The sequence below is a fragment of the Ruminococcus sp. YE71 genome (genome assembly GCF_900119155.1).
Lineage (GTDB): Bacteria > Bacillota > Clostridia > Oscillospirales > Ruminococcaceae > YE71.
In genome coordinates, this window is the sequence record NZ_FPIR01000013.1 from 17,942 (window position 1) to 43,388 (window position 25,447).

Annotated in this window: 22 protein-coding genes; 10 read left to right on the forward strand and 12 right to left on the reverse strand. The window is 52.2% G+C overall.

The window, feature by feature from the left end:
* Positions 1 to 14: 14 nt before the first annotated feature.
* The 3 genes from BT142_RS12245 to BT142_RS12255 all read left to right on the forward strand — a co-directional run bounded on the left by BT142_RS12245 (position 15) and on the right by BT142_RS12255 (position 2,570).
* Positions 15 to 686, forward strand: a complete 672-nt coding sequence (locus BT142_RS12245) for a nitroreductase family protein (protein ID WP_072418486.1) — start codon at positions 15 to 17, stop codon at positions 684 to 686.
* Positions 687 to 720: 34 nt separating this feature from the next.
* Positions 721 to 1,383 (forward strand): LbetaH domain-containing protein, encoded by a 663-nt coding sequence (locus BT142_RS12250; RefSeq protein ID WP_072418487.1) that lies wholly within the window; start codon positions 721 to 723, stop codon positions 1,381 to 1,383.
* A gap of 197 nt (positions 1,384 to 1,580) precedes the next feature.
* Positions 1,581 to 2,570 carry a diaminopimelate dehydrogenase gene (locus BT142_RS12255; RefSeq protein WP_072418488.1) on the forward strand — a complete coding sequence of 330 codons (990 nt, stop codon included), beginning with the start codon at positions 1,581 to 1,583 and terminating at the stop codon, positions 2,568 to 2,570.
* 433 nt (positions 2,571 to 3,003) lie between these two features.
* On the opposite strand, the gene BT142_RS12260 is transcribed toward BT142_RS12255, so the two are convergent.
* Both BT142_RS12260 and BT142_RS12265 read right to left on the reverse strand, forming a co-directional pair.
* Positions 3,004 to 6,000, reverse strand: a complete 2,997-nt coding sequence (locus BT142_RS12260) for an ABC transporter ATP-binding protein/permease (protein WP_072418489.1) — start codon at positions 5,998 to 6,000, stop codon at positions 3,004 to 3,006.
* Positions 5,988 to 6,464 carry a MarR family winged helix-turn-helix transcriptional regulator gene (locus BT142_RS12265; RefSeq protein WP_072418490.1) on the reverse strand — a complete coding sequence of 159 codons (477 nt, stop codon included), beginning with the start codon at positions 6,462 to 6,464 and terminating at the stop codon, positions 5,988 to 5,990. The genes BT142_RS12260 and BT142_RS12265 overlap by 13 nt, the downstream gene beginning before the upstream one ends.
* 243 nt (positions 6,465 to 6,707) lie before the next feature.
* Between BT142_RS12265 and BT142_RS12270 the strand changes: the two genes are divergently transcribed.
* The 4 genes from BT142_RS12270 to BT142_RS12285 all read left to right on the forward strand — a co-directional run bounded on the left by BT142_RS12270 (position 6,708) and on the right by BT142_RS12285 (position 9,622).
* A complete protein-coding gene (locus BT142_RS12270) occupies positions 6,708 to 8,000 on the forward strand; it encodes a hypothetical protein (protein WP_072418491.1) in 1,293 nt (430 codons plus the stop codon).
* 1 nt (position 8,001) lies between these two features.
* On the forward strand, positions 8,002 to 8,700 hold the full coding sequence (locus BT142_RS12275) for a hypothetical protein (RefSeq protein WP_072418492.1): 699 nt from the start codon (positions 8,002 to 8,004) through the stop codon (positions 8,698 to 8,700).
* A gap of 141 nt (positions 8,701 to 8,841) precedes the next feature.
* Positions 8,842 to 9,177 carry a DUF4234 domain-containing protein gene (locus BT142_RS12280; protein WP_072418493.1) on the forward strand — a complete coding sequence of 112 codons (336 nt, stop codon included), beginning with the start codon at positions 8,842 to 8,844 and terminating at the stop codon, positions 9,175 to 9,177.
* 67 nt (positions 9,178 to 9,244) lie between these two features.
* The gene (locus BT142_RS12285; RefSeq protein ID WP_072418494.1) at positions 9,245 to 9,622 is read left to right on the forward strand and encodes a DUF2752 domain-containing protein; all 378 of its coding nucleotides are present in this window, start codon (positions 9,245 to 9,247) and stop codon (positions 9,620 to 9,622) included.
* Positions 9,623 to 9,673: 51 nt separating this feature from the next.
* Here the strand turns inward: BT142_RS12285 and BT142_RS12290 are convergent, their stop codons facing one another.
* From BT142_RS12290 to BT142_RS12315, 6 genes are all read right to left on the reverse strand, one after another.
* Positions 9,674 to 10,483 carry a DUF3592 domain-containing protein gene (locus tag BT142_RS12290; protein WP_072418495.1) on the reverse strand — a complete coding sequence of 270 codons (810 nt, stop codon included), beginning with the start codon at positions 10,481 to 10,483 and terminating at the stop codon, positions 9,674 to 9,676.
* A 26-nt stretch (positions 10,484 to 10,509) separates the two neighbouring features.
* Positions 10,510 to 12,006 (reverse strand): UDP-glucose--hexose-1-phosphate uridylyltransferase, encoded by a 1,497-nt coding sequence (gene galT / locus BT142_RS12295; protein WP_072418496.1) that lies wholly within the window; start codon positions 12,004 to 12,006, stop codon positions 10,510 to 10,512.
* 162 nt (positions 12,007 to 12,168) lie between these two features.
* Entirely contained in the window at positions 12,169 to 12,405 is a 237-nt protein-coding gene (gene rpsR, locus BT142_RS12300; RefSeq protein ID WP_092983174.1) for a 30S ribosomal protein S18, read from the reverse strand.
* A 41-nt stretch (positions 12,406 to 12,446) separates the two neighbouring features.
* Positions 12,447 to 12,998, reverse strand: coding sequence for a single-stranded DNA-binding protein (locus BT142_RS12305; protein ID WP_072418498.1), 552 nt, complete (start codon positions 12,996 to 12,998; stop codon positions 12,447 to 12,449).
* A gap of 35 nt (positions 12,999 to 13,033) precedes the next feature.
* A complete protein-coding gene (rpsF, locus tag BT142_RS12310) occupies positions 13,034 to 13,324 on the reverse strand; it encodes a 30S ribosomal protein S6 (protein ID WP_072418499.1) in 291 nt (96 codons plus the stop codon).
* 159 nt (positions 13,325 to 13,483) lie between these two features.
* A complete protein-coding gene (locus BT142_RS12315) occupies positions 13,484 to 14,443 on the reverse strand; it encodes an RING finger protein (RefSeq protein WP_072418500.1) in 960 nt (319 codons plus the stop codon).
* A 550-nt stretch (positions 14,444 to 14,993) separates the two neighbouring features.
* Between BT142_RS12315 and BT142_RS12320 the strand changes: the two genes are divergently transcribed.
* From BT142_RS12320 to BT142_RS12330, 3 genes are all read left to right on the forward strand, one after another.
* Complete coding sequence (locus tag BT142_RS12320) at positions 14,994 to 15,398, forward strand: hypothetical protein (protein ID WP_072418501.1); 405 nt, start codon at positions 14,994 to 14,996, stop codon at positions 15,396 to 15,398.
* Positions 15,398 to 17,344: a threonine--tRNA ligase gene (gene thrS / locus BT142_RS12325; RefSeq protein WP_072418502.1), complete on the forward strand. Its 1,947-nt coding sequence runs from the start codon at positions 15,398 to 15,400 to the stop codon at positions 17,342 to 17,344. Before BT142_RS12320 ends, thrS begins: the two co-directional genes overlap by 1 nt.
* 190 nt (positions 17,345 to 17,534) lie before the next feature.
* Positions 17,535 to 20,993 (forward strand): glycoside hydrolase family 2 TIM barrel-domain containing protein, encoded by a 3,459-nt coding sequence (locus BT142_RS12330; protein WP_072418503.1) that lies wholly within the window; start codon positions 17,535 to 17,537, stop codon positions 20,991 to 20,993.
* Between the two features lie 54 nt (positions 20,994 to 21,047).
* Here the strand turns inward: BT142_RS12330 and aguB are convergent, their stop codons facing one another.
* From aguB to BT142_RS12350, 4 genes are read right to left on the reverse strand one after another with little or no spacing between them, the layout of a single operon-like run.
* The gene (gene aguB / locus BT142_RS12335; protein WP_072418504.1) at positions 21,048 to 21,923 is read right to left on the reverse strand and encodes an N-carbamoylputrescine amidase; all 876 of its coding nucleotides are present in this window, start codon (positions 21,921 to 21,923) and stop codon (positions 21,048 to 21,050) included.
* Entirely contained in the window at positions 21,920 to 23,038 is a 1,119-nt protein-coding gene (aguA, locus tag BT142_RS12340; protein WP_139182230.1) for an agmatine deiminase, read from the reverse strand. The genes aguB and aguA overlap by 4 nt, the downstream gene beginning before the upstream one ends.
* On the reverse strand, positions 23,035 to 24,171 hold the full coding sequence (gene nspC / locus BT142_RS18755; protein ID WP_072418505.1) for a carboxynorspermidine decarboxylase: 1,137 nt from the start codon (positions 24,169 to 24,171) through the stop codon (positions 23,035 to 23,037). Before nspC ends, aguA begins: the two co-directional genes overlap by 4 nt.
* A 1-nt stretch (position 24,172) precedes the next feature.
* Positions 24,173 to 25,426 (reverse strand): saccharopine dehydrogenase family protein, encoded by a 1,254-nt coding sequence (locus BT142_RS12350; protein ID WP_072418506.1) that lies wholly within the window; start codon positions 25,424 to 25,426, stop codon positions 24,173 to 24,175.
* Positions 25,427 to 25,447 lie beyond the last annotated feature (21 nt).

The window sequence follows — 25,447 nt, forward strand, 5'->3', positions numbered from 1 at the left end:
GGAGGACTATCAGTATGACATTGATCGACGCTATCAAGGAAAGACATTCCGTAAGAAGTTATCTTGACAAGCCCATCGAGCAGGATAAGATCGACATACTCGAAAAACTGATCGAAGAGATAAATGAAGAGACGGGTCTGCATTTCCAGCTCGTTCTTGACGAACCCGAGGCTTTTGATACCAGCAGAACAGCCCGCTACGGAACCTTTTCTGGCGTAAGGAACTATATCACACTTATCGGGCCCAAGACAAAGGATCTTGAGGAGCTGCTCGGCTATCACGGCGAAAGACTCGTGCTTGAGGCTCAGCGTCTGGGACTCAACACCTGCTGGGTGGGTCTCAGCTACCGCAAGGTGCTCGGCGTATACGAGATCGAGGACGATGAGAAGCTCATGGGCGTTATCACCATTGGTTACGGCACAAGCCAGGGCGCAAAACGCAAGACCAGACCTCCGCGCAGTCTTTCAAAGGCTGATGTTGAAGAGCCGCCGAAGTGGTTCAAAAGGGGAGTCGAGTGCGCTATGCTCGCTCCGACTGCGGTAAATCAGCAGAAATTCATGCTGACCCTCGCAGGGGACACTGTTACCGCAAAGGCAGGCAAGGGCTTTTACACCAAGATGGATCTCGGCATCGTGAAGTATCACTTCGAGATCGGTGCAGGCAAAGAGAATTTTATGTGGGGCTGAAAGCCGAAAATTTATTTTGAAAGAGGAATCTACAATGCTTACAATCAATGAAATGTACGATCTTGACCACACACTCGCGGGCGAGTACCTTAAAGGCTTTACCTACCCGTGGGAGGCACTCGACGGCATCAAGGACATGATAATCGCAATCGGCGAGAAACTTGACAAGTCGGAATACGCTGAGGTCAGTCCGCAGATATGGGTTCACAAGAGCGCTACCGTTTACCTTTCGGCGTTTCTGGGTGCGCCCTGCATCATCGGCGCAAATACCGAGATCAGACACTGCGCTTTCATCAGAGGCTCGGCACTCGTGGGCGAGAACTGCGTCATAGGCAACTCCGTTGAGCTGAAGAACGTTATCCTTTTCGATAACGTGCAGACTCCGCACTACAACTATGTCGGCGACAGCATCCTCGGTTACTGCTCGCACATGGGCGCAGGCTCCATCACCTCGAACGTGAAGTCCGACAAGTCGCTCGTGACCGTCAAGGACGGCGAGGAGACCATCGAAACAGGCGCGAAGAAGTTCGGCGCGATGATCGCCGATCACGTTGAGGTCGGCTGCAACAGCGTTCTCAACCCCGGAACGGTTGTCGGCAGGAACACTAATATCTATCCGCTGTCCTGCGTAAGGGGCTGCATCCCTGCGAACAGCATCTTCAAATCGGGCTGCGATATTGTTGAAAAGCACGATTGATGAATCAAATAACGCCGTCTCATGCAGATATTGACCGAAAATCTGCTAGTTAGACGGCGTTTTTGATGCAAATATGAAATTTTCTTATAATCGTCATTCATTTACTTGACAATTCCACTGGGATATGTTAGAATTATTATGGTGTCTTTTTTGTTTTCGATAGAAGATACATCCATATAGGAAAGGATATGATTTTTATGTCACAGATCAGATTAGGTGTTGTAGGCTACGGCAACCTCGGCAGAGGCGTTGAGCTTGCAGTTCGTCAGAATCCTGACGTTGCGCTCGCAGCGGTTTTCACCAGACGCGACCCCGCAAGCGTTAAGCTGCTCACTGAGGGCGTGCCTGTATATCACATTGACGATGTTGCAGCTCATAAGGACGAGCTCGATGTGCTTATCCTCTGCGGCGGAAGCGCTACCGACCTGCCCGTTCAGGGTCCGAAGTTTGCTGAGATCCTGCCGACCGTTGACAGTTTCGATACTCACGCAAGAGTTCCCGAGCATTTCGCAAATGTTGACGCTGCTGCAAAGAAGGGCGGCAACGTAAGCATCATCTCTGTGGGCTGGGATCCGGGTATGTTCTCTCTCGCAAGACTTTACGGCAGCTGCATCCTTCCCGAAGGCAAGGACTACACCTTCTGGGGCAAGGGCGTTTCGCAGGGTCACTCCGACGCTATCAGAAGAGTTGAGGGTGTTGCCGATGGTAAGCAGTACACCGTTCCCGTTGAGGCTGCTATCGAAGCAGTAAGAAACGGCGAGAACCCCGAGCTCACCACCCGTCAGAAGCACACCAGAGAGTGCTATGTTGTAGCTAAGGAAGGCGCTGACAAGGCTAAGATCGAGTCCGAGATCAAGAATATGCCCAACTACTTCTCCGATTACGATACTACCGTAAACTTCATCTCTCAGGAAGAGCTTGACCGCGACCACAAGGGCATCCCTCACGGCGGTTTCGTTATCAGAAGCGGAGTTACAGGCGTTAACGGCGAGACCAAGCAGCTCGTTGAGTACAGCCTCAAGCTCGGCTCCAACCCCGAGTTCACCTCTTCGATCCTCGTGGCTTATGCAAGAGCTATCTACAGACTTCACAAGGAGGGCGTGACCGGCTGCAAGACCGTGTTCGATATCCCGCCTGCATATCTCTCTCCGCTCACCGGCGAGCAGATCAGAAAGACAATGCTCTGATTTTTAACAGATAAATAAAAGAAGATCGGCACCGTTTATATGAACGATGCCGATTTTTTTACTCTCTATTTGCGGGGTGAGTGCGGAGATTCTTGGTGGAAACCCTTTTGAAAAAGGGTTATCCCCCAACCCCCTTTCCTAAAACTTTTAATGCTTTTTGGCTTTGGGGTGGTTCTTCCTTAATTTGTGTAGGTGGGGTAGTTTGTGGTTCTCCTGCTATATGCTTGTACCTTGCCAAAAAGACGTTAATGAGAGCGTAACGCGTCTTATGCAGAATTTGTAAGTGTTCTCTTTTGAAACGGTGAGAGTCTATCTTATAAACCACAACTAACTGCCAACATATTAAAAGTCTTTGGAAGGGGGTCTGGGGGAGAACCTTTCTTCAGAAAGGTTTCCCCCAGCAAAACAAGCAGTTCAGCACCACAACCCCCGATCATTCGGTCCTGAGTGCTACTACAGGGTCCTTCTTTGCGGCGCTTCTTGAGGGGATAAGTCCCGAGATGAGCGTCAGCAGGATGCTTATCAGGATGAGAAGGGCGGCTGCGGGTACAGGCAGGAAGGCGTTCAGATTCATGATGTCGGTGATATTGTGGATGATGATATTGATCGGGATGCAGAGCAGGTAAGTCACGATGACGCCTATCAGTCCCGACGTAAAGCCGATTATCATGGTCTCGGCGTTGAACATACTCGAAACGTCCTTCTTGGAAGCGCCGATAGCGCGGAGAATACCGATCTCCTTGGTGCGCTCCTGCACGGAGATGAGCGTGATAACGCCGATCATTATCGAAGATACCACAAGCGAGATCGAAACGAACGCGATAAGCACGTAGGAGATAGCGTTGATGATGGTGGTCACGCTCGAAAGCATGATGCCGATATAGTCGGTGTAGGTTATCTGCTTATCTTCGGTCGTGCCGTTGTTGTAGGATTCGATCGCGGAAGAGATCAGGTCTTTGTTCTCGAATGTTGAAGAATAAAGGCTGATGCGCGAGGGCTCGTCAAGATCGACATAGCCGAGCTTTTCGAGGTTGTACTCGTAGGTGGAGTCGCTGAGGTTGTGGGGCATGGCGTTGTCGTACCAGCCTGCGAGAGTTGTCTCGTCGGCATTCTTCACCGTTTCATCGAGGGTCGCAGAAACCTGCTCGGCGGTGAGGGATGCCAGCTGAGCGCCGATCATCTCTTTTTTCTGGTTAGTGATCTGTTCTTTCATGGCTGTCGAGAGCATCTCCTTGAACTCGTCCTCACTCATCGAGTCGAGGTAACTGCGGATGCTGCCCTCGTCCATGGTTATCTGTTCGCCCACCATCTGCATGAACATGGAGACCATGTCATCCTCGCTCATGGCGGAAATGTCGCTTATCGCCTTTGAAAGCTCCTCTTCGGTGGGGGCGCTCATCATGTCGGCGTAGAGCGCTGCCTTTTCGGTGTCGGGCAGCTCCTCGGCGTAGGACTTGAACTCGGCTGCCTTTTCGGGCTGTGTAAGCTCCTTAGCGTCCGCCTTGAAGGTCATGCCTGTGAATATATCAACGGTTTTGTCCGCCAGCTGAGCGGCTATCGCTTCGTTGCCTTCGCTCTGCTTAACGACGTACTTGGTAAGCGCCGTTGTGTAGCCGATGGCGGTCTGGAGCATCGGAGTATCGTTGTCCTCCAGCGGACGGATGATACCGCTTATCTTCAGATCGATGCCGTTGTCGTAGAGGTATTTCATGCCCGTGTCGCTGTCGCGCATATCGAGATAGATGCCGTCCTCGTTCGCCTTGTAGCAGTCGGAGTTGATTATCATGCGGTATTCCTTGCCGCAGATATCCTCATAGGACCAGCTTCTGTCATCGTATTCGAGCTCGGTCTGGTTCATGGCGGCGTCCATCATTTTCTTCATGTCGTCATGGGACTTGAGACCGAGAGCGTAGAGTGCGAGGTCGTTCAGCTCGTTGTTCTTGTCGAGGATGAGCACGACTTCGTTATACTCCTTCGGGTAGCTTCCGTATACGAGCTCGTAGTTGTCTGTGATGAGCTTGTTGATGCCCTCGCCGTTTGAATCGGGGAGCATTTCGCTCATGAGGTCAACTCCCACAGAGAACATATTGCCCGTACCTGCGAGGTAGCTGTCGCGAGCTTCGGTCATGGTGCTCATGTCAACGCCCATCGACTCGCTCATGATGTCCTGCATCAGCTTGTTCGGGTCGGCCTTCACTATCTTGCCCTCGGTGTTGTGGGTGTAGATGCTGATGTCGAGCTTGTAGGAATACTGCACCGCACTGAGCGCCTTGTGAAGGTCGCTGTTCTCGTCGGCGCGTTCATTTTCTATGTACTCCTTGAAGGCTTTGAGGTCGTTGGACTTCTGGTTTGATGCACTCATGGAGTTCACGAGGTCTGCAAATATCGGTCGGGTGTAGACCGCATCCTTTGGATGTTCCTGACTTTTTGTGGACTTGCCCATCATCGTTTCAAACAGCGAGGAGAAATCCATGACCTTCGATTCTATCGTCAGGGGGTAGCTTGCAAGGCTTTCCTCCTGAACGTCGTTGATGTAAGCCGTGACGCCCTCGGACAGCGAGAGTATCAGCGCGATACCGATGATGCCGATGCTTCCCGCAAAGGAAGTGAGTATCGTGCGTCCCTTTTTGGTCAGCAGGTTTTTCAGTGACAGTCCAAATGCGGTCGCGAAGGACATGGAAGGCTTTTTTTGTCTGCTTTCCGACTTGGAACGTTCGGCGTCGCTTTTCAGCTCGGCTTCGACCTCCGACTCGGTGAGCGGTGCGGAGTCGTCGGTTATCTGACCGTCGAGAACCCTGATGATTCGTGAGGAATACTTCTCGGCAAGCTCGGGATTGTGGGTTACCATGATGATGAGCTTGTTCTCGGAGATCTTTTTGAGTATCTCCATGACCTGAACGCTGGTCTCGGTGTCGAGAGCGCCAGTCGGTTCGTCGGCGAGGATGATATCGGGGTCGTTCACGAGGGCACGGGCGATGGCTACACGCTGCATCTGACCGCCCGACATCTCGCTCGGACGCTTTTTCAGCTGGTCGCCCAGACCCACCTGTTCGAGCGCCTTCTTCGCACGCTCGGTACGCTCGGACTTCGACACGCCCGACAGTGTCAGCGCGAGCTCAACATTCCTCAGCACTGTCTGGTGCGGGATAAGGTTGTAGCTCTGGAACACGAAACCGATGGAGTGGTTGCGGTAGGAATCCCAGTCGCGGTCCTTGAAATCCTTTGTCGATCTGCCGTTTATCACAAGGTCGCCTTCGGTGTACTGGTCGAGACCGCCGATGATGTTCAGCATGGTGGTCTTTCCGCAGCCCGACGGACCCAGGATAGAAACAAATTCATTCGTCCTGAATTTAAGGCTTATCCCTCGCAGCGCGTGAACTATTTCGCTGCCTGCGGGATAATCCTTTCTGATATCCTTCAGTTCAAGCATATTTTATCCTCCTTAGTCTGCTCTTCGGCAAGCTTTTTCAGATTGTCTGTCAGCTGAGCGCCCGTAAGATAGAACGCTTCGAGCTCACTTTTGCTGATGTTTCGGGTAATTCGTTCAGAGATGTCGTGAGAGAGTCTGTCGATGCTTTTGGTAAGCGTAAGCCCTTCATCCGTGAGAATGAACCTTGCTCCTCGTCTTTTTTTCTCGTCCTCGGGGTTCTTGCAGACGAGGCCTCTTTCCGTAAGTTCGGCAAGCATCCTTGAGATGAGCGCCTTATCGTAACAGGTCGCACGCCGCATATCCGAAGCCGAACAGCCGCCGATATTGTGCCGCAGTATCATCAGACAGGCGACGTAAGAGATCTTCAGCCCCGTGTCCGCGAGCGCTTCGCTGTACAGCTTTTGCAGGCTGCGGTGATTCTGCACTATCAGTACCGAGAACATATCTATTATCGAAGATTCCAAACAGTTCACTTCCTTTCTTACAGGATTATTATACCACCGTTAAGTTGATTTGTCAACATAGCCTGTGTGAAAGTTTGATGAAAGCATATTTTTTCATGCAGATATATGGCGATAGTCTGCATGAATGACTTTACAAAAGAGAAAAAAAGTGGTATAATTTAAACAGGGTATTATCCTGAAACAGCGCCAGTATCAACTGTGTCAAGCGGCTGTTTCTCACAGGAAAAGCAAGAGGGTGATCCGATGAAAAAACGTCAGCTTCGGTGGATGAAGCTCGATAATTCTGCAAAGCTCTATCCTGCCACACGTCGGCGTGACTGGAGCAATATATTCCGACTGTCCATCACTCTCGACGGGCAGATCGACCCGTGGCTCTTGCAGGACGCGCTCGACCGAACTGTGCGGCGTTTCCCGTCCATAGCCGTTCGCGTAAGGCGTGCCGCCTTCTGGTACTATCTTGAAGAGATCGAGAGAGCCCCGAAGGTGATGCCCGATCACAGCTACCCCCTCACACATATGCCCTTCGACGACATCCTCAAATGTGCTTTCCGCGTGCTGTACTACAAGAACCGCATCGCGGTGGAGTTTTTCCACGCAATAGCGGACGGCAACAGCGGACTCATCTTCCTGAAAACGCTGGCGGCTCAGTATCTGCAACTGTCCCGCGGTATCAACATTCCCTGCGAGCATGGCGTTTTCGACTGCAAAGAGCCCCCTCGTGATGAAGAGCTTGTGGACGATTTCCCGAAGTATGCGGGCAAAAATCCCCTCAAGCAAAAAGAGGCGACCTCCTATCAGCTGAAAGGAACGCCGATACCCGACGGTTTCCGCGACATAATCCTTGCGGAGCTTGACGTCAGGGAAGTGATAGGGCTTGCACATAAGTACAAGGTCACGCTCACCGAACTGATGGTCACGGTCATGATACAGGCGTTTCTCGACGTGCAGGCGGAACGAGTGCCGCCGAAGAAGCGCAGACCCGTCAAGGTCCTCGTTCCGACAAATCTGCGTCGGATGTTCCCGAGCGAGACACTGAGAAATTTCGTCCTCTACGTTTCACCCGGCATCGACCCTCAGCTGGGCGACCTCACATTTGAGCAGATGCTCAGCGACGTGCATCATCAGATGTCCCTCGAACTCGCTCCGCACCGCATCGCCGCCCGCATCCGTTCAAATGTTCGGATGGAACAGATGTGGATATTGAAGATACTGCCGCTTTTCATCAAGAACATCGGCATGAAGATAGTTTATGACATGAACGGCGAGAAGAAGACCTGCATCACCATGTCGAATCTCGGGGCGGTGAAACTCCCCGACGAGATGGCGGCTCATGTTGAGCGCGTGGGCTTTACCCTCGGCACGCAGACAAAATCCCCGAACAACTGCGCTATGCTCAGCTTCGGAAATAAGCTGTATATTGCGCTTATCCGCTCGATAAATGAACCCGTGCTGGAGCAGAGGTTCCTGCTCCTGCTGAGAGATCTTGGACTGCACGTTAAAGTCAGCTCCAATTACGGAAGGGAAGGTGTACAATAAAATGTACTGTATTAAATGCGGAGTGGAGCTTGCCTACAGCGAGCAGAAATGTCCCCTCTGCTTTACGAGAGTGTATCATCCCGATCTCGAGATGCCCCACGGCGACCCGCTTTTCCCGAACAATCCCGTCATAAAGCGGCAGACGGTCACACGTCAGGGCGGATTGTTCATACTGACCTCGCTGTTCCTGCTTGGTCTGACCCTTCCCCTCATCTGCAACCTGAGCATAACGGGTTCGGTGACATGGGGCGGCATCGCGGCGGCTTCGGTGATACTTGCCTATGTCGTGCTTGTCCTGCCATTCTGGTTCAAAAGACCGAATCCCGTTGTGTTCGTTCCTGTCGATCACGCGGCGGCGGCGGCCTTCTTACTGTACATAAATCTGTACACTCACGGAAAGTGGTTCCTGTCATTCGCCTTTCCGACGGTGGGGGCTTCATGTATCATCTGTACCGCGGTGGTGGCGCTCTGCAAGTACGTTGCGAAGGGTTACCTCTACATTTTCGGCGGTGCGACTATCCTCAGCGGTTTCGCTATGGTGCTGACCGAGTTCCTTCTGAACAACACCTTCGGCATAAACAATAAGCTGGTCTGGTCGATATACCCCTTCGCCGCCTGTGTGCTTATCGGGCTGATGCTCATTATAATCGCGGTGAGCCCCGCACTCAGAACGACGCTGGAAAAGAAATTTTTTGTGTAGTATTTTAGTGGATAATGCTTAATTTTCTTTGTAAATTTTCTGAAAAAATCTTGACTTTTTGATTGTACTATGCTAAAATATTACTTGATAGGGTGGTATGCCCTGTTAAAAAATTCAGATCTATGAAAGGAGATCACAATCATGTTCACTCAGAAATCAGTTGCGACAGTTGTAATACTGACTATCGTTACCTGCGGTATCTATAGTCTGGTATGGTACTGGGGAGCAATGCACGAGCTGTACAATGCAGGAGGAAAGAGCGTTGCTAACCTCGATCCCACCATTCAGTTCATTCTGCTGTTCCTGTATGTCGGAGGTGTTTTCTTTGCTATAAATGCAGATGACAACATCAACGCGGTAAAGGCTCAGCGCGGTATCCCACAGGCTGACAACAAGATCCTGTACATCATTCTTTCGCTGGTATTCCCGATCGCAATGATCGCTCTCGTTCAGAACGAGATGAATCAGCTCGCATGACCGCAAACAAAAGGCTGTCCGTTACGGCGGGCAGCTTTTTTAGTCTTTGATAGGGAGTAGGCTTCGTATGAAAAAAAGGATCATCAGGGTCTTGTTTGTTTATGCGGCGATAGCTTCGTCGGCGGCAGCCTATGCGCTTATCATGGAGCTGACAGGCCGCGGTCTGCCGTGCATTTTTCACAAGCTCACGGGGCTGAAATGTCCCGGCTGCGGAAACACTCACGCTCTGCACTGTCTTGCAACGGGCAGATTCCGTGAAGCACTCGGGCACAACGCAATGATGCCCCTCGAAGCCGCCTTCGCGGTGTGGCTCGCGGTCGCTTCGGCGGCAAGGTATATCCGCACGGGGAAATACTCTCTGACAACGGGCTGCGAGGCCGCGAATGTTGTTTTCCTGCTGCTGTTCGTCGGCTGGTGGGTCGTGAGAAATATTTTAGGGATATAAAAAAGCTCATTTCCGAACAAGGGAATGAGCTTTTTTTGAACACTATTCTGTTTAGATCCCGAACATCATGATGAATACGAGAAATCCGCCCATGGCAGCAAATATCAGTCCGAAAACTACCAAGAACGCCTGCGTGCCCGTCTTGCGGTAGATCTCGACGGGATCGTCGGGATTCACAAGTATCTCATGCACCGAACCGATCTCGGGATAGCCAACGTTCGTATATGTACTTTCCTGATGCTCGTAGGTCAGACCGTTGACCTTGTACTCCCAGTTTGGGGCGAAAACTCTGTACGCTCTTCCGTTTTTATTGCGACTGTGTCTCGAAGCGAGACCTGTACAGGTAGCGTCGATCTTCAGCGTACACTTTTTCAGCATGACATTTCGGTGGATAAGCGGAAATACTATCACGCATAACCCGATCAGGAAGAAGAGCAATCCCACCAGCAAGCCGACGGTTTTTGTGCTCATCACGGGGCCGAGGTCGTGCTTTTTGTTGTAGAGCGCTTTTGCGGGTATCACGATCATGCCGAGACCCGCGAGAGGGAAGACGGTTATCGGAAGGTTATCCCACGAAAGTTTCTGGGAGTAGAGTACAGCCGCGCCGATCGTGAAAAACAGCTGACCGACGCAGATGACCGCGATCAGCGGCTCGCTCTTTGCGAATATCGCCAGCCCGAGGAACATGACGACGAACGAGATCAGCACAAGTACACCGGGCACACCGTCTAATCTCTGGGGTTCCTGATAGTGGTTATTGCCGCCGTATGTGGGGTCTTCCGCCTGACGTCTTTTTATCTCCTCAATACGCTCTTTTTCGTCGCGAATCGCCTCGGTCACCTGATCTATCGGGTTTTCCATATGATCTCCTTCTTTCTGTTTGAAAATTATCTGCCGTTCACATGGTCGATGAAGCGCATGAACGCCTGTCTGCCCTCATTGGTGCGCTTGTAGACGCCTGCGTGTTCGAGGACTTTCGCGAATACGATTCCAATCTCTTCACGAAGCACCTCTGCGGCGTTTTCGGCGGTGACAGTTCTTCTCGAAAGGATGTCCTCGACCCAGTCGGCGTGCTTTTCGAGCACTTCGTCCGAACGGATGTCCGAACCGTTCACGATCGCCTGTTCGAGCTTAGCCATCTCGTCCTTGAGTCTGCTCGGGAGCACCGCAAGTCCCATGACCTCGATAAGTCCGATGTTTTCTTTCTTGATGTGGTGAAGCTCCGCGTGCGGATGGTAAACACCGAGCGGATGTTCGTCGGTGGTGATATTATTTCTAAGCACAAGGTCGAGCTCGAAAAGATCTCCTCTGCGGCGTGCGATGGGGGTGATGGTGTTGTGAGCCTCGCCGTCGGTCTCGGCAAAAATGAATTCCGATTCGTCGGTATAGCCGCGCCATTCGGTAAGTATCTTGTCGGCAAGTTCCGCGAGTTTGTCGGGTTCGCTGCCTGTCAGGCGGATGACTGACATAGGCCACTTCACGATACCTGCCGAGATATTTTCATAGCCTTTGAAAACAACAGGCGTTTCGACCTCGGCACGCTCCATCGCGAAGGTGTAGCGTCCGCCCTGAAAATGCTCGTGAGAGAGTATCGAACCGCCGACTATCGGCAGGTCGGCATTGGAGCCCACGAAGTAGTGTGGGAATACGGTGACGAAGCTGAGCAGCTTGTCGAAGGCGCTTCTGTCGATGACCATAGGAGTGTGTTTCTTGTTGAACACGATGCAGTGCTCGTTGTAGTAAACGTAGGGTGAGTACTGGAATCCCCAGTCCTCGCCGCATATCTTGATGCCGATGATGCGGTGGTTCTGACGGGCAGGATAGTTGACTCTGCCTGCATAACCCTCGCACTCGCGGCAGAGCATACACTTCGGATAGCCCGCCTGCTTTGCGTTCTTTGCGGCGGCGATAGCCTTTGGGTCTTTTTCGGGTTTCGAGAGGTTTATCGTGATGTCGAGCTCGCCGTATTCGGTCTGCGACTTGTAGCGTACGTCCTTCGCGATGCGGTAACGCCTGATGTAGTCGGTATCGCAGCTGAACTTGTAGTAGTTGTCGGTCGCAGTCTCGGGGGAGATCTTCATGTCCTCTGCGAACCGTCTGTTGACTGCCGAAGGCGGGGGAGTGATAAGTCCCATGAGTTTTGTGTCAAACAGGTCGCGGTAAACAACGCTGTCCTCGCAGAGACCCTTTTCAACCGCGTAGTCAAGCAGTTCGGCGAGAGTCTGTTCAATATCGACGTCAGAAAAATTTTCCTGAGGTTCGTCATATTCCTCAAGCCCGAGAGCTTCGAGAATCCTGTTCGTGCAGTACACCCTGTCCACAGGGTCGATAAGTCCTTTTTCAAGTCCGTAGCTTACCAGTTTTTTTATGCTGTCATATATCATCGGTTTTCCTCCTTAACGGATATCAACTTTATTATATCACATAAATTTTTAAAAAGCAATAGCTTCAAACATATGCAGCACACATTTTCTGTCGATGAGCAACAAAAAAACCTGTACGTCCTAAAACGTACAGGCTGTGTTTTTTTTATCGATCCCGAATGCTTATTCAGCAGTGTAGGGAAGCAGTGCCAGATGTCTTGCTCTCTTGATGCAGCTGGTAAGCTCTCTCTGATGATATGCGCAAGTACCTGTTACTCTGCGGGGAAGAATCTTGCCTCTTTCGGTAGTGCACTTTCTCAGCTTAGCGATATCCTTGTAGTCGATCTTCTCAGCTCTGTCTACGCAGAACATGCAAACCTTTTTGCGGCCTCTCTTCATAGGTCTGGAACCCTTTTCCATGTCGATCCTCCTAACTCAAAAAATTCGTTTACTCTCTTTGCTCAGAAAGGAAGTCCGTCATCGTTATAAACGTCAACGTTGAAATCCTGGAAATCTCCGATGCTCACTGCGTCATCGGGCTGCTGGGGCTGCTGATTCTGGTAGCTGTTCTGTGCGGGCTGTCTGGGAGCCTGATTGTAGCTTCCGCCCTGCTGATAACCGCCGCCGTTATAGCTTCCGCCCTGCTGGTATCCGCCGTTATTGTAGCTCTGCTGAGCGTAACCGCCCTGATCTTTCGGCTCGAAAGTAAACTGAGCTTCATCGACGAAGACTTCTGTAACATAATGCTTAGTACCGTTTTTATCATCGTATGTTCTTGAACGCAGGTTGCCGACAATAGCTATCGACTTGCCCTTGCGGAAGAAACGGCTGATAAATTCGGCAGTCTTTCCCCAAGCAACACAGGTTATGAAATCAGTCTGGCGCTCTTCGCCCTGTTTTGCAAAATTGCGCTGTACCGCGAGTGTGAACTGTAAAACAGCATTACCGCCGTTGGTCTGTCTGAGCTCAAGATCCTGAGTTATCCTGCCTGAAAGAATTACCTTATTCAGCATAATACCAGTCCTTTCTGATCTGTTTGACCGTTTGCTTATCTCTTCATGATGAGGAAGCGAAGAACGCCATCGGTGATACCGAATACACGCTCAAGCTCAGCAGGGAAGCTGCACTCGGAAGTGAAGTTCCAGAGTACGTAGTTACCCTCGTTCTCGTAGTTGATCGGATAAGCCAGCTTTCTCTTGCCCCAGTCGTTCATCTCGACTTCGGTGGCATTAGCTTTGATGAGAGCGTCGAACTTTTCGGTCAGAGCCTTTACGTTCTCTTCTCCGCTCTGGGAGCTGAATACTGCGACAACCTCGTAGTTTTCGTTGATCTTTGCCATTACTATAGCACCTCCTTATGGATATTAAGCCTGCACTCTTATTGTGCAAGCAAGGGGAATCACGCGTCTGTCCGCACGATACATAATATTATAACACAAAAGATCCGCAGAAGTCAAGCACTGCGGACCTTTTTATAATGTAAATTTTCTGTAAACGCGTCAGTAGACATAAGTCAGCGCAAGCATGAACCCGAGCTTGAGGATGATGATCGCGATAGCCGCAGCGCCGACAGCCACCCAAGAAGTGCCTCCTTTTTTGCGGATAAGATCGACCGTTTCATGCTCGCTCACCGTTTCTTCGGCGCGGATGCTGGTTATATCTTCGCGGGCTTTTTTATAGTACCAGTAGTTCGCGTAGGAACTTGCAAAAACGCTCACAGTCACGTTGATTATCCAGCACAGTTCGTAGAAAGATGTGAACTGCCTGCTCTTTATGTCGATTGGGGTGCTGAAAAGTATCATCCCGCCGAATTCACCCGACTGACCGTTGTAGATCATCACGGGGATGCTGAGCAGGAAGGAGAGCAGCAGGAAAATCACGCCTGTCTTGGTCATCTTTCGGTAGAAGAAATAGAGCTCGGGGAAGATGAGAGCCGCGATGTTGAAGCTGACTTTTCTGCCTGTTTTCGCGAATTTGATGAAGCTCGCGATGATGTTGAACGAACGGCTGCCGATGTACTCCATGTAGTCGCCGAGCCTTACGCCTGCCATGTCGGACTGAGGTGTAAGACGGATGGTGCGCATCTGCATATTCGGCATCTGAGGGATGCCGGGTGTGCCCTCTTCGTTCTCGGGGATATCGTTGAAGGGGCGTGAACTCTCCCTGTCGAAGTTCAGCGGAAGTCCGCACTCGCTGCAAAAATGGCTGTCGCCGTCATTGAGCGCACCGCAGCGTATGCAGCGGATAGGCTGACCGTCGGGGGGGGTATAGGAGACTTTAGCTGTAGGTTTCCAGCTTTCACCGCTTTCATGGAGCGCGGTGTTCGTGCATTCGCCGCTCTTTTCCCAGCAGCTTCTGTGGCAGGGTGTACCGCAGTCGGGGCAGACAACTATGTCGTCACCGTCGGCGAACAGTTCGCCGCAGACTATGCACTTTTCGCCTGTATATTTATCAGACATTATATTGTTCCTTTCTCATATGTGCTTTTACTTTCCCGAATAAATATATTTCTATTTATTATACCATATTTTTTTTTGCTTGAAAAGACCTTTTTTCAAAAAAACTATTTTTTTGATGAAAATTATCTGAAATCTAAATGAGAATCACAGGAAAGCTCAGGCGCTTTGGGGAGAAATGATAAGAAATTGTGAAACTTTCGTGAATCTGCTTGACAAAGCATCTGTTCGGTGATAAAATTAGAAAAAAACATATCCGATATAAAACTGTGAAGAGACAGTCCGTTTTTCGGATGCGAAACGATGACAGAGAGCGCACCGCCTGCTGAAAGGTGTGCAGTGTTCGCGGAAAACGGGTACCGGTCTCCGAGTTCGCCCAATCAGCGACGGATAAGCACCGTTAAAGGCTTGACACCGTGAAGGCGGTGAATGAGGTACGCAGCGTAAGCCGCGTGCGAATGCGGGTGGAATCACGGCTAATTGTCAATGTCGTCCCGAATGTGCTTTGTGCATATTCGGGCTTTTTATTTCTGAAAGGAGAACGGAGAAAACTATGCTGCATTTCAGGAGGATACTTGCATTTCTGTGCTATCTTGTCATGCTCGCTGCCGATGCTGTCGCGGTCTATGTGATATACATCTCGATATTCGGTCAGATAACATATTATTTCGGTATGCTGATCTTTATTCCCGTGTTCATCATCAGCTACTGGTTCGCTACATTTTTCATGCAGCTCACAAGCGGAAGAGTCAGGGGCAGACGCGTGATGTCAAAGGGACTCAGGGTCTTCTTCAATACTCTCGGCACGCTGCTGAGCCTTGCACTGGTCGGTTTCTGGGGATACATTTACTTCACTCAGCAGCTGAATCAGGCGGCAAATGAAAACCTTGTCGTGGAAACGGCATCGTATAGATACATCGAAACTAATGATATTATAAATGAAAGGATTGATTTGTAATGATTAAGCTTACGCTTAAAGACGGCAGCATCCGCGAGATCGAATCCGCGATGCCTGCATCCGAGATCATCAAGGGTATCGGCATGGGTCTTTACAAGGCTGCCTGCTGTGTAAAGGTCAACGGTGAGGTCAAGGACATCCGCACCGTTATCGATTCCGACTGTGAGTTCGAGGTACTGACCTTCGATTCCAAGGCAGGTGCCGAGACCTTCCGTCACACTGCTTCCCACCTTCTTGCTCAGGCTGTAAAGAACCTCTACCCCGACGCAAAGCTGGCAAGAGGTCCTGCTACCGATACGGGATTCTATTATGATTTTGAGGTCGAGAAGCCTTTCGCTCCCGAAGATCTCACAAAGATCGAAGCTGAGATGAAGAAGCTCGCTAAGGAGGGTTTCGAGCTTGAGCGCTTCGAGCTGCCTTTTGATGAGGCTGTAAAGCTCATGGAAGAGCGCGGCGAGAAGTACAAGGTCGAGCTCATCAAGAAGCACGACGACCGCGGCGAGTCTCTGAGCTTCTACAAGCAGGGCGATTTCATCGACCTGTGCGCAGGCCCCCACATCATGAACGTATCCGTTATCAAGGCTGTCAAGCTGCTCTCCTGCACAGGCGCTTACTGGGGCAAGGCTGAGGACGGCATCCAGATGTCGAGAATTTACGGAACCGCTTTCCCGAAGGCTTCCATGCTCGAAGCTCACCTGAAGGCTCTCGAAGAAGCTAAGCTCCGCGACCACAACAAGCTCGGCAGAGAGCTGGAATACTTCACCACTGTTGACTATATCGGTCAGGGTCTGCCGATCCTGCTGCCGAAGGGCGCGAAGGTCATCCAGACTCTCCAGCGCTGGATTGAGGATGAGGAGTACAAGCGCGGCTATCAGCTGACCAAGACTCCTTACATGGCTAAGCGCGACCTCTACAAGATCTCAGGTCACTGGGATCACTACCGCGATGGTATGTTCATCTTCGGCGATCCCGACGATGAGACCAAGGAGTGCTTTGCTCTGCGTCCGATGACCTGCCCGTTCCAGTATCAGGTATTCCTCAACAAGAAGCGCAGCTACCGCGACCTGCCTATGAGACTCGGCGAGACCTCCACCCTGTTCAGAAACGAGGACAGCGGTGAGATGCACGGACTTATCAGAGTTCGTCAGTTCACCATCTCCGAGGGTCATCTGATCCTCCGTCCCGAGCAGCTGGAAGAGGAGTTCAGGGGCTGTCTCGATCTCGCTAAGTACTGCCTTGAGACGATCGGTCTCGCGGAAGACGTTACCTACCGTTTCTCCCAGTGGGATCCCGCAAACCCGAACAACAAGTACGAGGGCACTCCCGAACAGTGGGACGAGGCTCAGAGCACCATGAAGAAGATCCTCGACAACATCGGTCTTGACTACGAGGTCGGCATCGACGAGGCTGCATTCTACGGCCCGAAGCTCGACATCCAGATCAAGAACGTATTCGGTAAGGAAGACACCCTCATCACCATCCAGATCGATATGCTCCTCTCCAAGAAGTTCGGCATGGAGTACGTTGACACCGACGGCAAGATGAAGAACCCGTACATCATCCATCGTACCTCTGTCGGCTGCTACGAGAGAACACTCGCACTGCTTATCGAGAAGTACGCAGGCGTGCTTCCGCTGTGGCTCGCTCCCGAGCAGGTTCGCATCCTCCCCATCAAGCCCGAGAACAACGAGTACGCAAAGGCGTTCGCCGAGAGACTTTCCAACGCAGGTATGCGCGTGACTGTCGATGAAGAGGACTCCAACATCGGTCCGAAGATCAAGAAGGGCAGAAACGACCGCATCCCGTACCTGCTGATCTGCGGCGATAACGAGATGAATGACAACACCTTCACCGTTCGTTCGCGCAAGGAAGGCGAGCTGCCTGCTATGGCTGCCGACGAGCTGTTCACAAAGCTCATCACCGAGGTGGCTACAAAGGCTAAGTAAGCCTTACGTAACGCGGCTGCTCCGTGCAGTAACGTTTATCAAATGATAAATAAAACGATCCCCGAAGTTTTCACGCTTCGGGGATCTGTTTTTGTTTCATATCATCATAAATGCTGATAAATAATGCTTGCAAAACACAGCATGATAGTGTATAATTTTAAGTGAAAAACTTTTTAGGAGTGTGCCACTTATGAACGACATCATACTTTCATGCGGCTGGAGTTTCTGCAAACTGCCGTTCGGCAGCGAGTGTCCGCAGCCCGATTCTTTCGCCCCTGTGGAGCTGCCGCATGACTGGCTGATTTACGATACAAAAAATCTTTACGAGACTTCTACGGGCTGGTACAGAAAGACCATCACCGTTCCCGACGACGGAAAGCGGACGTCCATTCGTTTTGAGGGCGTTTATATGGACAGTAAAGTCTATGTGAACGGCGTTTTGGCAGGGGAGTGGAAGTACGGCTATACAACTTTCGAGTTCGATATTACCGACCTCGTTAAGCCCGGCGAGAACGTCATTACCGTGCGGGTGGACTACATCGAGCCTAATTCGCGGTGGTATTCGGGCGCGGGCATCTTCCGCAAGGTGCTGCTGCGGCGTTATGCGCAGACTCATATCCTGCCCGACGGTGTGTATATCTCGGCGCGGAACGACGGCAGCGTGACTGTTATGACCGAGGCGGCGCGTCCCGCGGATGAATCCGTCGAGGGTTACCGCGTTAGAACGAAGCTGTATAAGAAGACCGACGGCGAACCTCAGCTCCTGACTCTCTGCGACAGCAATATGTGCGCCGCAGACCGCAGTGTTCTGCCCGACTACCTCACAGCCGACGGTTTCAGGTACTCGGTCAACGAACAGCGCCTGAACGTTGACGAGCCGCAGCTTTGGGACATCACCGACCCTCAGCTCTATCTCTGCGAGGTGTATATTCTCAAAAACGGTGAGGTCATCGACAGTGTGAGCAGTGATTTCGGTTTCCGAAGCGCGGAATTCACTGCCGACAAGGGCTTTTTCCTTAACGGCAGACACGTCAAGCTGCATGGCGCTTGTCAGCATCACGACCTGGGAGCTCTCGGCGCGGCGGTCAACAAAGCGGCGCTCAGACGTCAGTTCGTCAAGCTCCGCGAGATGGGCATCAACGCTATCCGCACCAGCCACAATCCGCCCTCGGTGGAGTTCATGGAGCTTGCTGATGAGATGGGATTTCTCATCCTCTCCGAGTGCTTCGATATGTGGGAGCTGAAAAAGACCGACTACGATTACGCGCGTTTTTTCCCCGAGTGGCACCGCCGCGATGTGGCTTCGTGGGTGCGCCGCGACAGGAATCATCCCTCGGTGTTTGCGTGGAGCATCGGGAACGAGATCTACGACACTCACGCTTCCGACCGCGGTCAGGAAGTCACTTCGATGCTGATGCACGAAGTCCGCAGGCATGACCCCTTCGGCAACGGATATGTCACCATCGGCTCGAACTACATGGGCAGTGAACCTGCACGCAGATGCGCCGACATCCTCAAGACCGCAGGCTACAACTACGCCGAGCGTCTCTATGACGAGCACCACGCCGAACATCCCGACTGGTTCATTTACGGCAGCGAGACTTCTTCGGTGGTGCAGAGCAGAGGCATCTACCATTTCCCGAAGGAGCAGGCGATACTTTGCGACGACGACGAACAGTGCTCCGCCCTCGGAAACAGCTCCCCGGGCTGGGCGGCACGTTCCACCGAGTCCTGCATCATTCCCGACCGTGACGCCGAGTTCTGCGCGGGTCAGTTCATCTGGACGGGCTTCGACTACATCGGCGAACCGACCCCGTACTCGACCAAGAACAGCTACTTCGGACAGATCGACACCGCGGGATTTTTCAAGGACAGCGCGTACATTTTCCGCGCTGCGTGGACTGACTGCAAGACCGCACCTTTCGTCCACCTCTACCCCTACTGGGACTGGAACGAGGGCGAGATCATTGATGTGAGGGCGGCGACAAATGCTCCTCTCGTCAGACTGTTCCTCAACGGCGAACAGATTGCGGAGCAGACCATCGACGTGCTTCACGGCGACACTTACACCCTTGACGCGAAGGTCGCTTTCGTCAGGGGCGAGCTCACGGCGGTGGCTTACGATGAAGAGGGCAGGGAAGTCGCACGCGACACCCGCCGCAGTTTCGGTGATACGGCATCGGTTCGTCTGACCCCTGACAAGACCGAGTTGACTGCCGACGGTAAAGACCTCGTTTTCATCGAGATAGACGCCCTCGACCGTGACGGCAATACCGTTGACAACGCCAACGACCGCGTGACCGTCAGCGTTTCGGGCGCGGGCAGGCTCGTCGGTCTCGACAACGGCGATTCCACCGACTACGATCGGTACAAGGGCACTTCCAGACGGCTTTTCTCGGGCAAGCTGCTTGCCATTGTGGCGGCAACGACCGAAGCGGGCGAGATAACTGTGACGGTCAAACCCAACGGTCTGCCCGAAAGTACTCTGAACCTTACTTCGTCCGCCCACGAGACAGTTACCGAGACAGACTGCATCGACGAGTGCAGACCCTGCGACGCCGACTGCGTCAATGCAGAGGACGATATTCCCGTCCGCAGGATCGGTCTCATTCCCGAATGCCGCGAGTTTTCGCCGAGCCGCCGCGAGATCAGGGTCAGGACGGTCGTTTATCCCGAAAATGCAACGTATTCAAAGGACATCGACTACCGCCTGACAACGGTCAGCGGCATCGACGTGAACAACGCGGTCATCAGGGAGCGCTCAGCAGAGGGTGTGACCATCGAAGCAATGGGCGACGGCGTCATCTACCTCAAGGCGCTCTGTAAGAACGGCACCGATAAATATCATGTGCTCTCGACGGTGAAACTGACTGCCGACGGTCTCGGATGCGCCTGCATCGACCCGTACAGCATGGTTTACGGCGGTCTCTACAGCCTGTCGGACGGTAATGTCTGTGACGGTCTCGATCACGGTGCGACCATCGGCGGCGAGGGCGGATGGTTCGGCTTCACGAACGTCGATTTCGGCGCGGTGGGAAGCGACACGGTGACCGTGCCGATCTTCGCGAACACTTTAACGCCTGTCCGCATCCGCTTCTATGATGGTTCTCCTGCCGCGGGCGGCGAGCTTATCGGCGATTTCGAGTACGGCCTGACCCCGATCTGGCTGACCTACCAGCCGATGACCTACAAGCTCTCGAAGGTGCTTACGGGCGTTCACACCATCTGCATCGGTTCGGACGAACGCTACGACGTGCAGGGATTCGTGTTTGAGCGCCGCGCCAAGGAGACTTCAGAGCTGGCTGCGGTCAACTGTGAGAACATCTACGGCGACAAATTCACGATCGGTACCGACGCTGTGACAGGCATCGGAAACAACGTGATGCTGAGTTTCGGCGAGTTCGATTTTGCCGAGGCGGTGGACACGATCGTTATCTGCGGACGTTCGCAGCTGCCTGTGAACAGCATCCACATCATCTTTTTTGATGAAAATGGCGCCGAGATACGCCGCGAGCTCTGCGAATTTGAGCAGGCGGACGACTACACCTGCCGCGAGTTTGCGATAGGTGCTGTCCGAGGAAAAGTCAAAGTTCAGCTCTGCTTCCTCCCGGGCAGCGACTTTGACCTGAAGTCGATAAAATTCAGATAAATGTACATAAAAACGGACAACTGATGTGCGAATCAGCTGTCCGTTTTTTTTACGCTATTTTTCGGTAATGACTTTGTAGCAGGTCGGTCTGCGGTCGCGGAACAGACCCCATTCGAGCCTTGCTTTGTCAAGCTCCGCAAGGTCAAATTCGGAAGTCAGGACACAGTCGCCCTCGCGCTCGGCCTGTGCGATCACCTCACCGACGCCGTCAGTGATAAACGACGAACCGTAGAACCGAAGCGCCGAACTCTGTCCGCCGTTTTCCTCTGTCGGTTCAACAGTTTCGAGCCCGTAGCGGTTTGCGGCGATCACGGGGATCATGTTTGTGGCCGCGTGGCCTTTCATGCAGCGACGCCAGTGCGGCATACTGTCGGTTTCGAGGATAGGCTCGGCACCGATCGCGGTCGGGTAGAGCAGAAGCTCGGCACCCATAAGCGCCATCGCACGGGCGGTCTCGGGAAACCACTGATCCCAGCAGATCCCGACGCCAATTCGGCCGAAACGAGTGTTCCAGACCTTGAAACCTGTGTCGCCGGGCGTGAAATAAAACTTTTCCTGATAGTAGTGGTCGTCGGGGATATGCGTTTTGCGGTAAACGCCGAGCACCGAGCCGTCAGCGTCGATCATGGCGACGGAGTTGAACAGGGTGTTGCCGCTCCGTTCGTAAAAGCTGACAGGAATAACGACATTCAGCTCGGCACAAACCTTTGAAAAGTGCAGAACAGCGTCATTCTCGGTGACAGACTTTGCGAATGCATAGTAGTCATATCGCCGCTCCTGACAGAAATACTGACGCTCAAAAAGCTCGGGCAAGAGTATGACATTTGCGCCGTCAGCCGCAGCTTTACGCACAAGCTTCTCGGCGTGTGCGATGTTTTCACCCACATCTCGCGAGCAGTTCATCTGAACCGCTGCTGCTTTTATCTTCATTTCAGGTCGTCTCCTTTCGGGATCTGTTGAGTGATGCAGTGGATGTTTCCGCCGCCGACGATTATCTGCCGCGCCTGTATCGGAACGATTTTTCTGCTCCTGCACCATTCGGTCATGAGTCGCACTGCGCGTTCGTCGCTCTCAGCGTTTTCACCGCCGAACTGCGGCAGCAGAACTTTACCGTTAGTGAAGTAAAAGTTCACATAGCTTGCCGCGAGTCTTTCGCCGACTTCTCGGACATCTTCGCCTTCCTCGAACACATATCCGTCGAGTTCTTCCTGAGTGATGCAGACGGGATGATCAGGGATAGGCAGCTTGTGGATTGTGAATTTTCTGCCTTTAGCGTCGGTCTCTTTTTCAAGAACATCAAGGCACGCTTTCGACATTTTATGCTGAGGATCGTTCGCATCATCAGTCCATGCAAGAACGACCTCAGCAGGTCCGATGAACGCACAAACGTTGTCAACGTGCTCATTTGTCTCGTCGTTATAGATTCCTCTCGGAAGCCAGATGACTTTTTTGCCGCCCAGATGATCACACAAAATACGTGCAATATCGTCTTTAGAAAGGTGCGGATTTCGTCCCTGACTCAAAAGGCAGCTCTCTGTAACAAGGATAGTACCTTCACCGTCGGAATGTATCGAACCGCCTTCAAGCACGAAATTTTGAGCGTCGTAGTAGTGAACTGCGAGCTTCTCACAAATGCTTTTGGCAAGCTTGTTGTCATTATCCCAGTGGGCATAAAGCCCGTCAGATTCGCCGCCCCATGCGTTGAACTGCCAGTCTATCCCTCGGATCTCATGACCGTTTGTTACAAATGTCGGAGCGGTGTCTCTTGCCCAGGCATCGTCTGTCGGTATCTCTAACAGGGTGATATTCTGTACACCTGCAAGCATTTTCTCAGCAATATGCTTTGTGAACGAACTGACGACAACATACACATTTTCGTCTTCAGCAATCTCACGTATTATCTGCGAAAAAACTTCCTGAGCGGGTTTCGCCTCGTCGATCCACGAACCTCTCCGCTCGGGGAAGATCATGATGGTGCCATGGTGCGGCTCATACTCGGCAGGCATCCTGAAACCGTCCGCAGACGGCGTATTTACAAGCTTCATGACAGCCTCCCCTTGAAATCTTCGTAGCCGAACCTCCGAACGAGTTCGTAGCTGCCGTCGGCGTGGAGAATCCCGATATCTGGCAGCGGCATCCCGTTGAAAGTGTTGTTTTTGACCATCGAATAGATCGCCATGTCCTCAAAACACAGCCTGTCGCCGACTTCGAGCGGCTGATCGAAGCTGTAATCGCCGATGATATCGCCTGCGAGGCAGGTTCGTGAAGACAGCCTATAACTGTACGCTTTTTCTCCCTCTTTTCCCGAAAGGAACAGTGGCGGACGATAAGGCATCTCAAGAACATCGGGCATATGACAGGCAGCCGATGCATCTAAAACTGCGATTTTGCGCCCGTTTTCGACGATATCCATCACTTCTGTCACCAGATAACCTGCGTTCAGAGCGACAGCTTCGCCCGGTTCGAGATAGACCTCAACGTTGTATCTATCCCTAAAATCGGACACAAGTTTCACTAGCAGATCACGGTCGTAATCGGCACGGGTGATATGATGCCCGCCGCCGAAATTGACCCATTTCACCCTGCTAAGGTACTTCCCGAATTTCTCCTCGACTGCTTTGAGCGTCACTTCAAGTGCGTCGGAATTCTGCTCGCAAAGCGTGTGAAAATGCAGTCCGTCGAGACACGCTACCACCTCATCAGTGAGGTCGCACGCCCTGACTCCGAGCCGCGAGCCCGACGCACACGGGTCATATATCGGCTCTTCCTGCGTCGAACATTCGGGATTGACGCGCAATCCGATGCTTTTACCTGCACATCTGTCCTTAAATTTGTACAGCTGAGCAATTGAATTGAAAACGATATGGTCTGACAGACTCGCTACTTCCTCAAATTCGCTGTCTTTGTACGCAGGGCAGTAGGTGTGAACTTCACCCTTAAATTCTTCATGTCCGAGTTTTGCTTCATACAGACCGCTCGCAGTGGTGCCGTCCATATATTCAGCGATCATCGGATAGACAGAAAACATAGAAAATGCTTTCTGAGCGAGCAGTATCTTACAGCCTGCCCGTTCTTTTACGTCCTTCAGTATGCGAAGATTTTTCAGAAGTTTCGCTTCGTCGAGAACATAGCAGGGTGTTTCAATAGTCCTGAAAATCGGACTGATAACTTCTAACATATCAGTCTACCAATACAGGATTCTCGTCAACTACCCAGGGCAGACCGTACTTGTTCAGAGCGTCCATGTAAGGATCGGGATCGAACTCTTCAACGTTGAATACGCCTGCGCCGCTCCATGTGCCGCCGGCAACCATAGCCGTTCCGATCATCGCGGGAACGCCTGTTGTGTAGCTGACAGCCTGTGCGCCTGTCTCCTTGTAGCACTCCTGATGGTCGCACATATTATAGATGTATATGCACTTTTCCTTGCCATCCTTCACACCGCGGAAAATGCAGCCGATGTTTGTCTTGCCCACTGTGCGCGGTCCGAGACTTGCAGGATCGGGCAGGAGCGCCTTGAGGAACTTGATCGGCACGATCTCATTACCCTCGAACATCACAGGTGTAGTCGAGAGCATCCCCACATTCTGTAAGCAGTTCATGTGCGTGAGATAGCTCTGACCGAATGTCATGAAGAAACGGATGCGTTTTACGTTCGGGATATTTTTCGCCAGCGACTCGATCTCCTCGTGGTGGAGCAGGTACATATCCTTCATGCCGACGCCGTCGAAGTTGTACTCGCGCTTGATCTCCATCGGCTTAGTCTCGACCCAGTGGCCGTTCTCCCAGTAGGAGCCGTTCGCGGACACCTCGCGGAGATTGATCTCGGGGTTGAAGTTGGTGGCAAAGGGATAGCCGTGGTCGCCGCCGTTGCAGTCGAGGATGTCGATGTAGTGGATCTCATCGAAGTAGTGCTTGAGCGCATATGCCGTGAAAACGCTTGTAACACCCGGGTCGAAACCTGTTCCGAGCAGAGCGGTGAGGCCTGCCTTCTTGAACTTCTCGTCGTAAGCCCACTGCCAGCTGTAGTCGAAGTAAGCGGTGAAGCCCTCTTCCTTGCAGCGCTTTTCGTAGGTCGCACGCCATGCAGGGTCATCGGTATCCTCGGGCTCGAAGTTAGCGGTATCAACGTAATTTGCGCCGCATTCAAGGCAAGCGTCCATGATGGTCAGATCCTGATAGGGGAGCGCCACGTTCAGAACGGTGTGTGGCTCGAACTCTCTCATCAGTTCAACGAGCGATTCAAAGCTGTCCGCATCAACGGTCGCAGTGGTGAGCTTAGCCTTTGTGTTCGGCTGAAGTCTTTCCGCAAGGTCAACGCACTTGCTCTCTGTTCTGCTTGCGATGCAGATCTCCGTAAAGATCGGGTTCTGACAGCACTTGAATATAGCAACGGATGCAACTCCGCCGCAGCCTATAACCAGTAATTTCATGTTTATGTCCTCCTTGAAAAT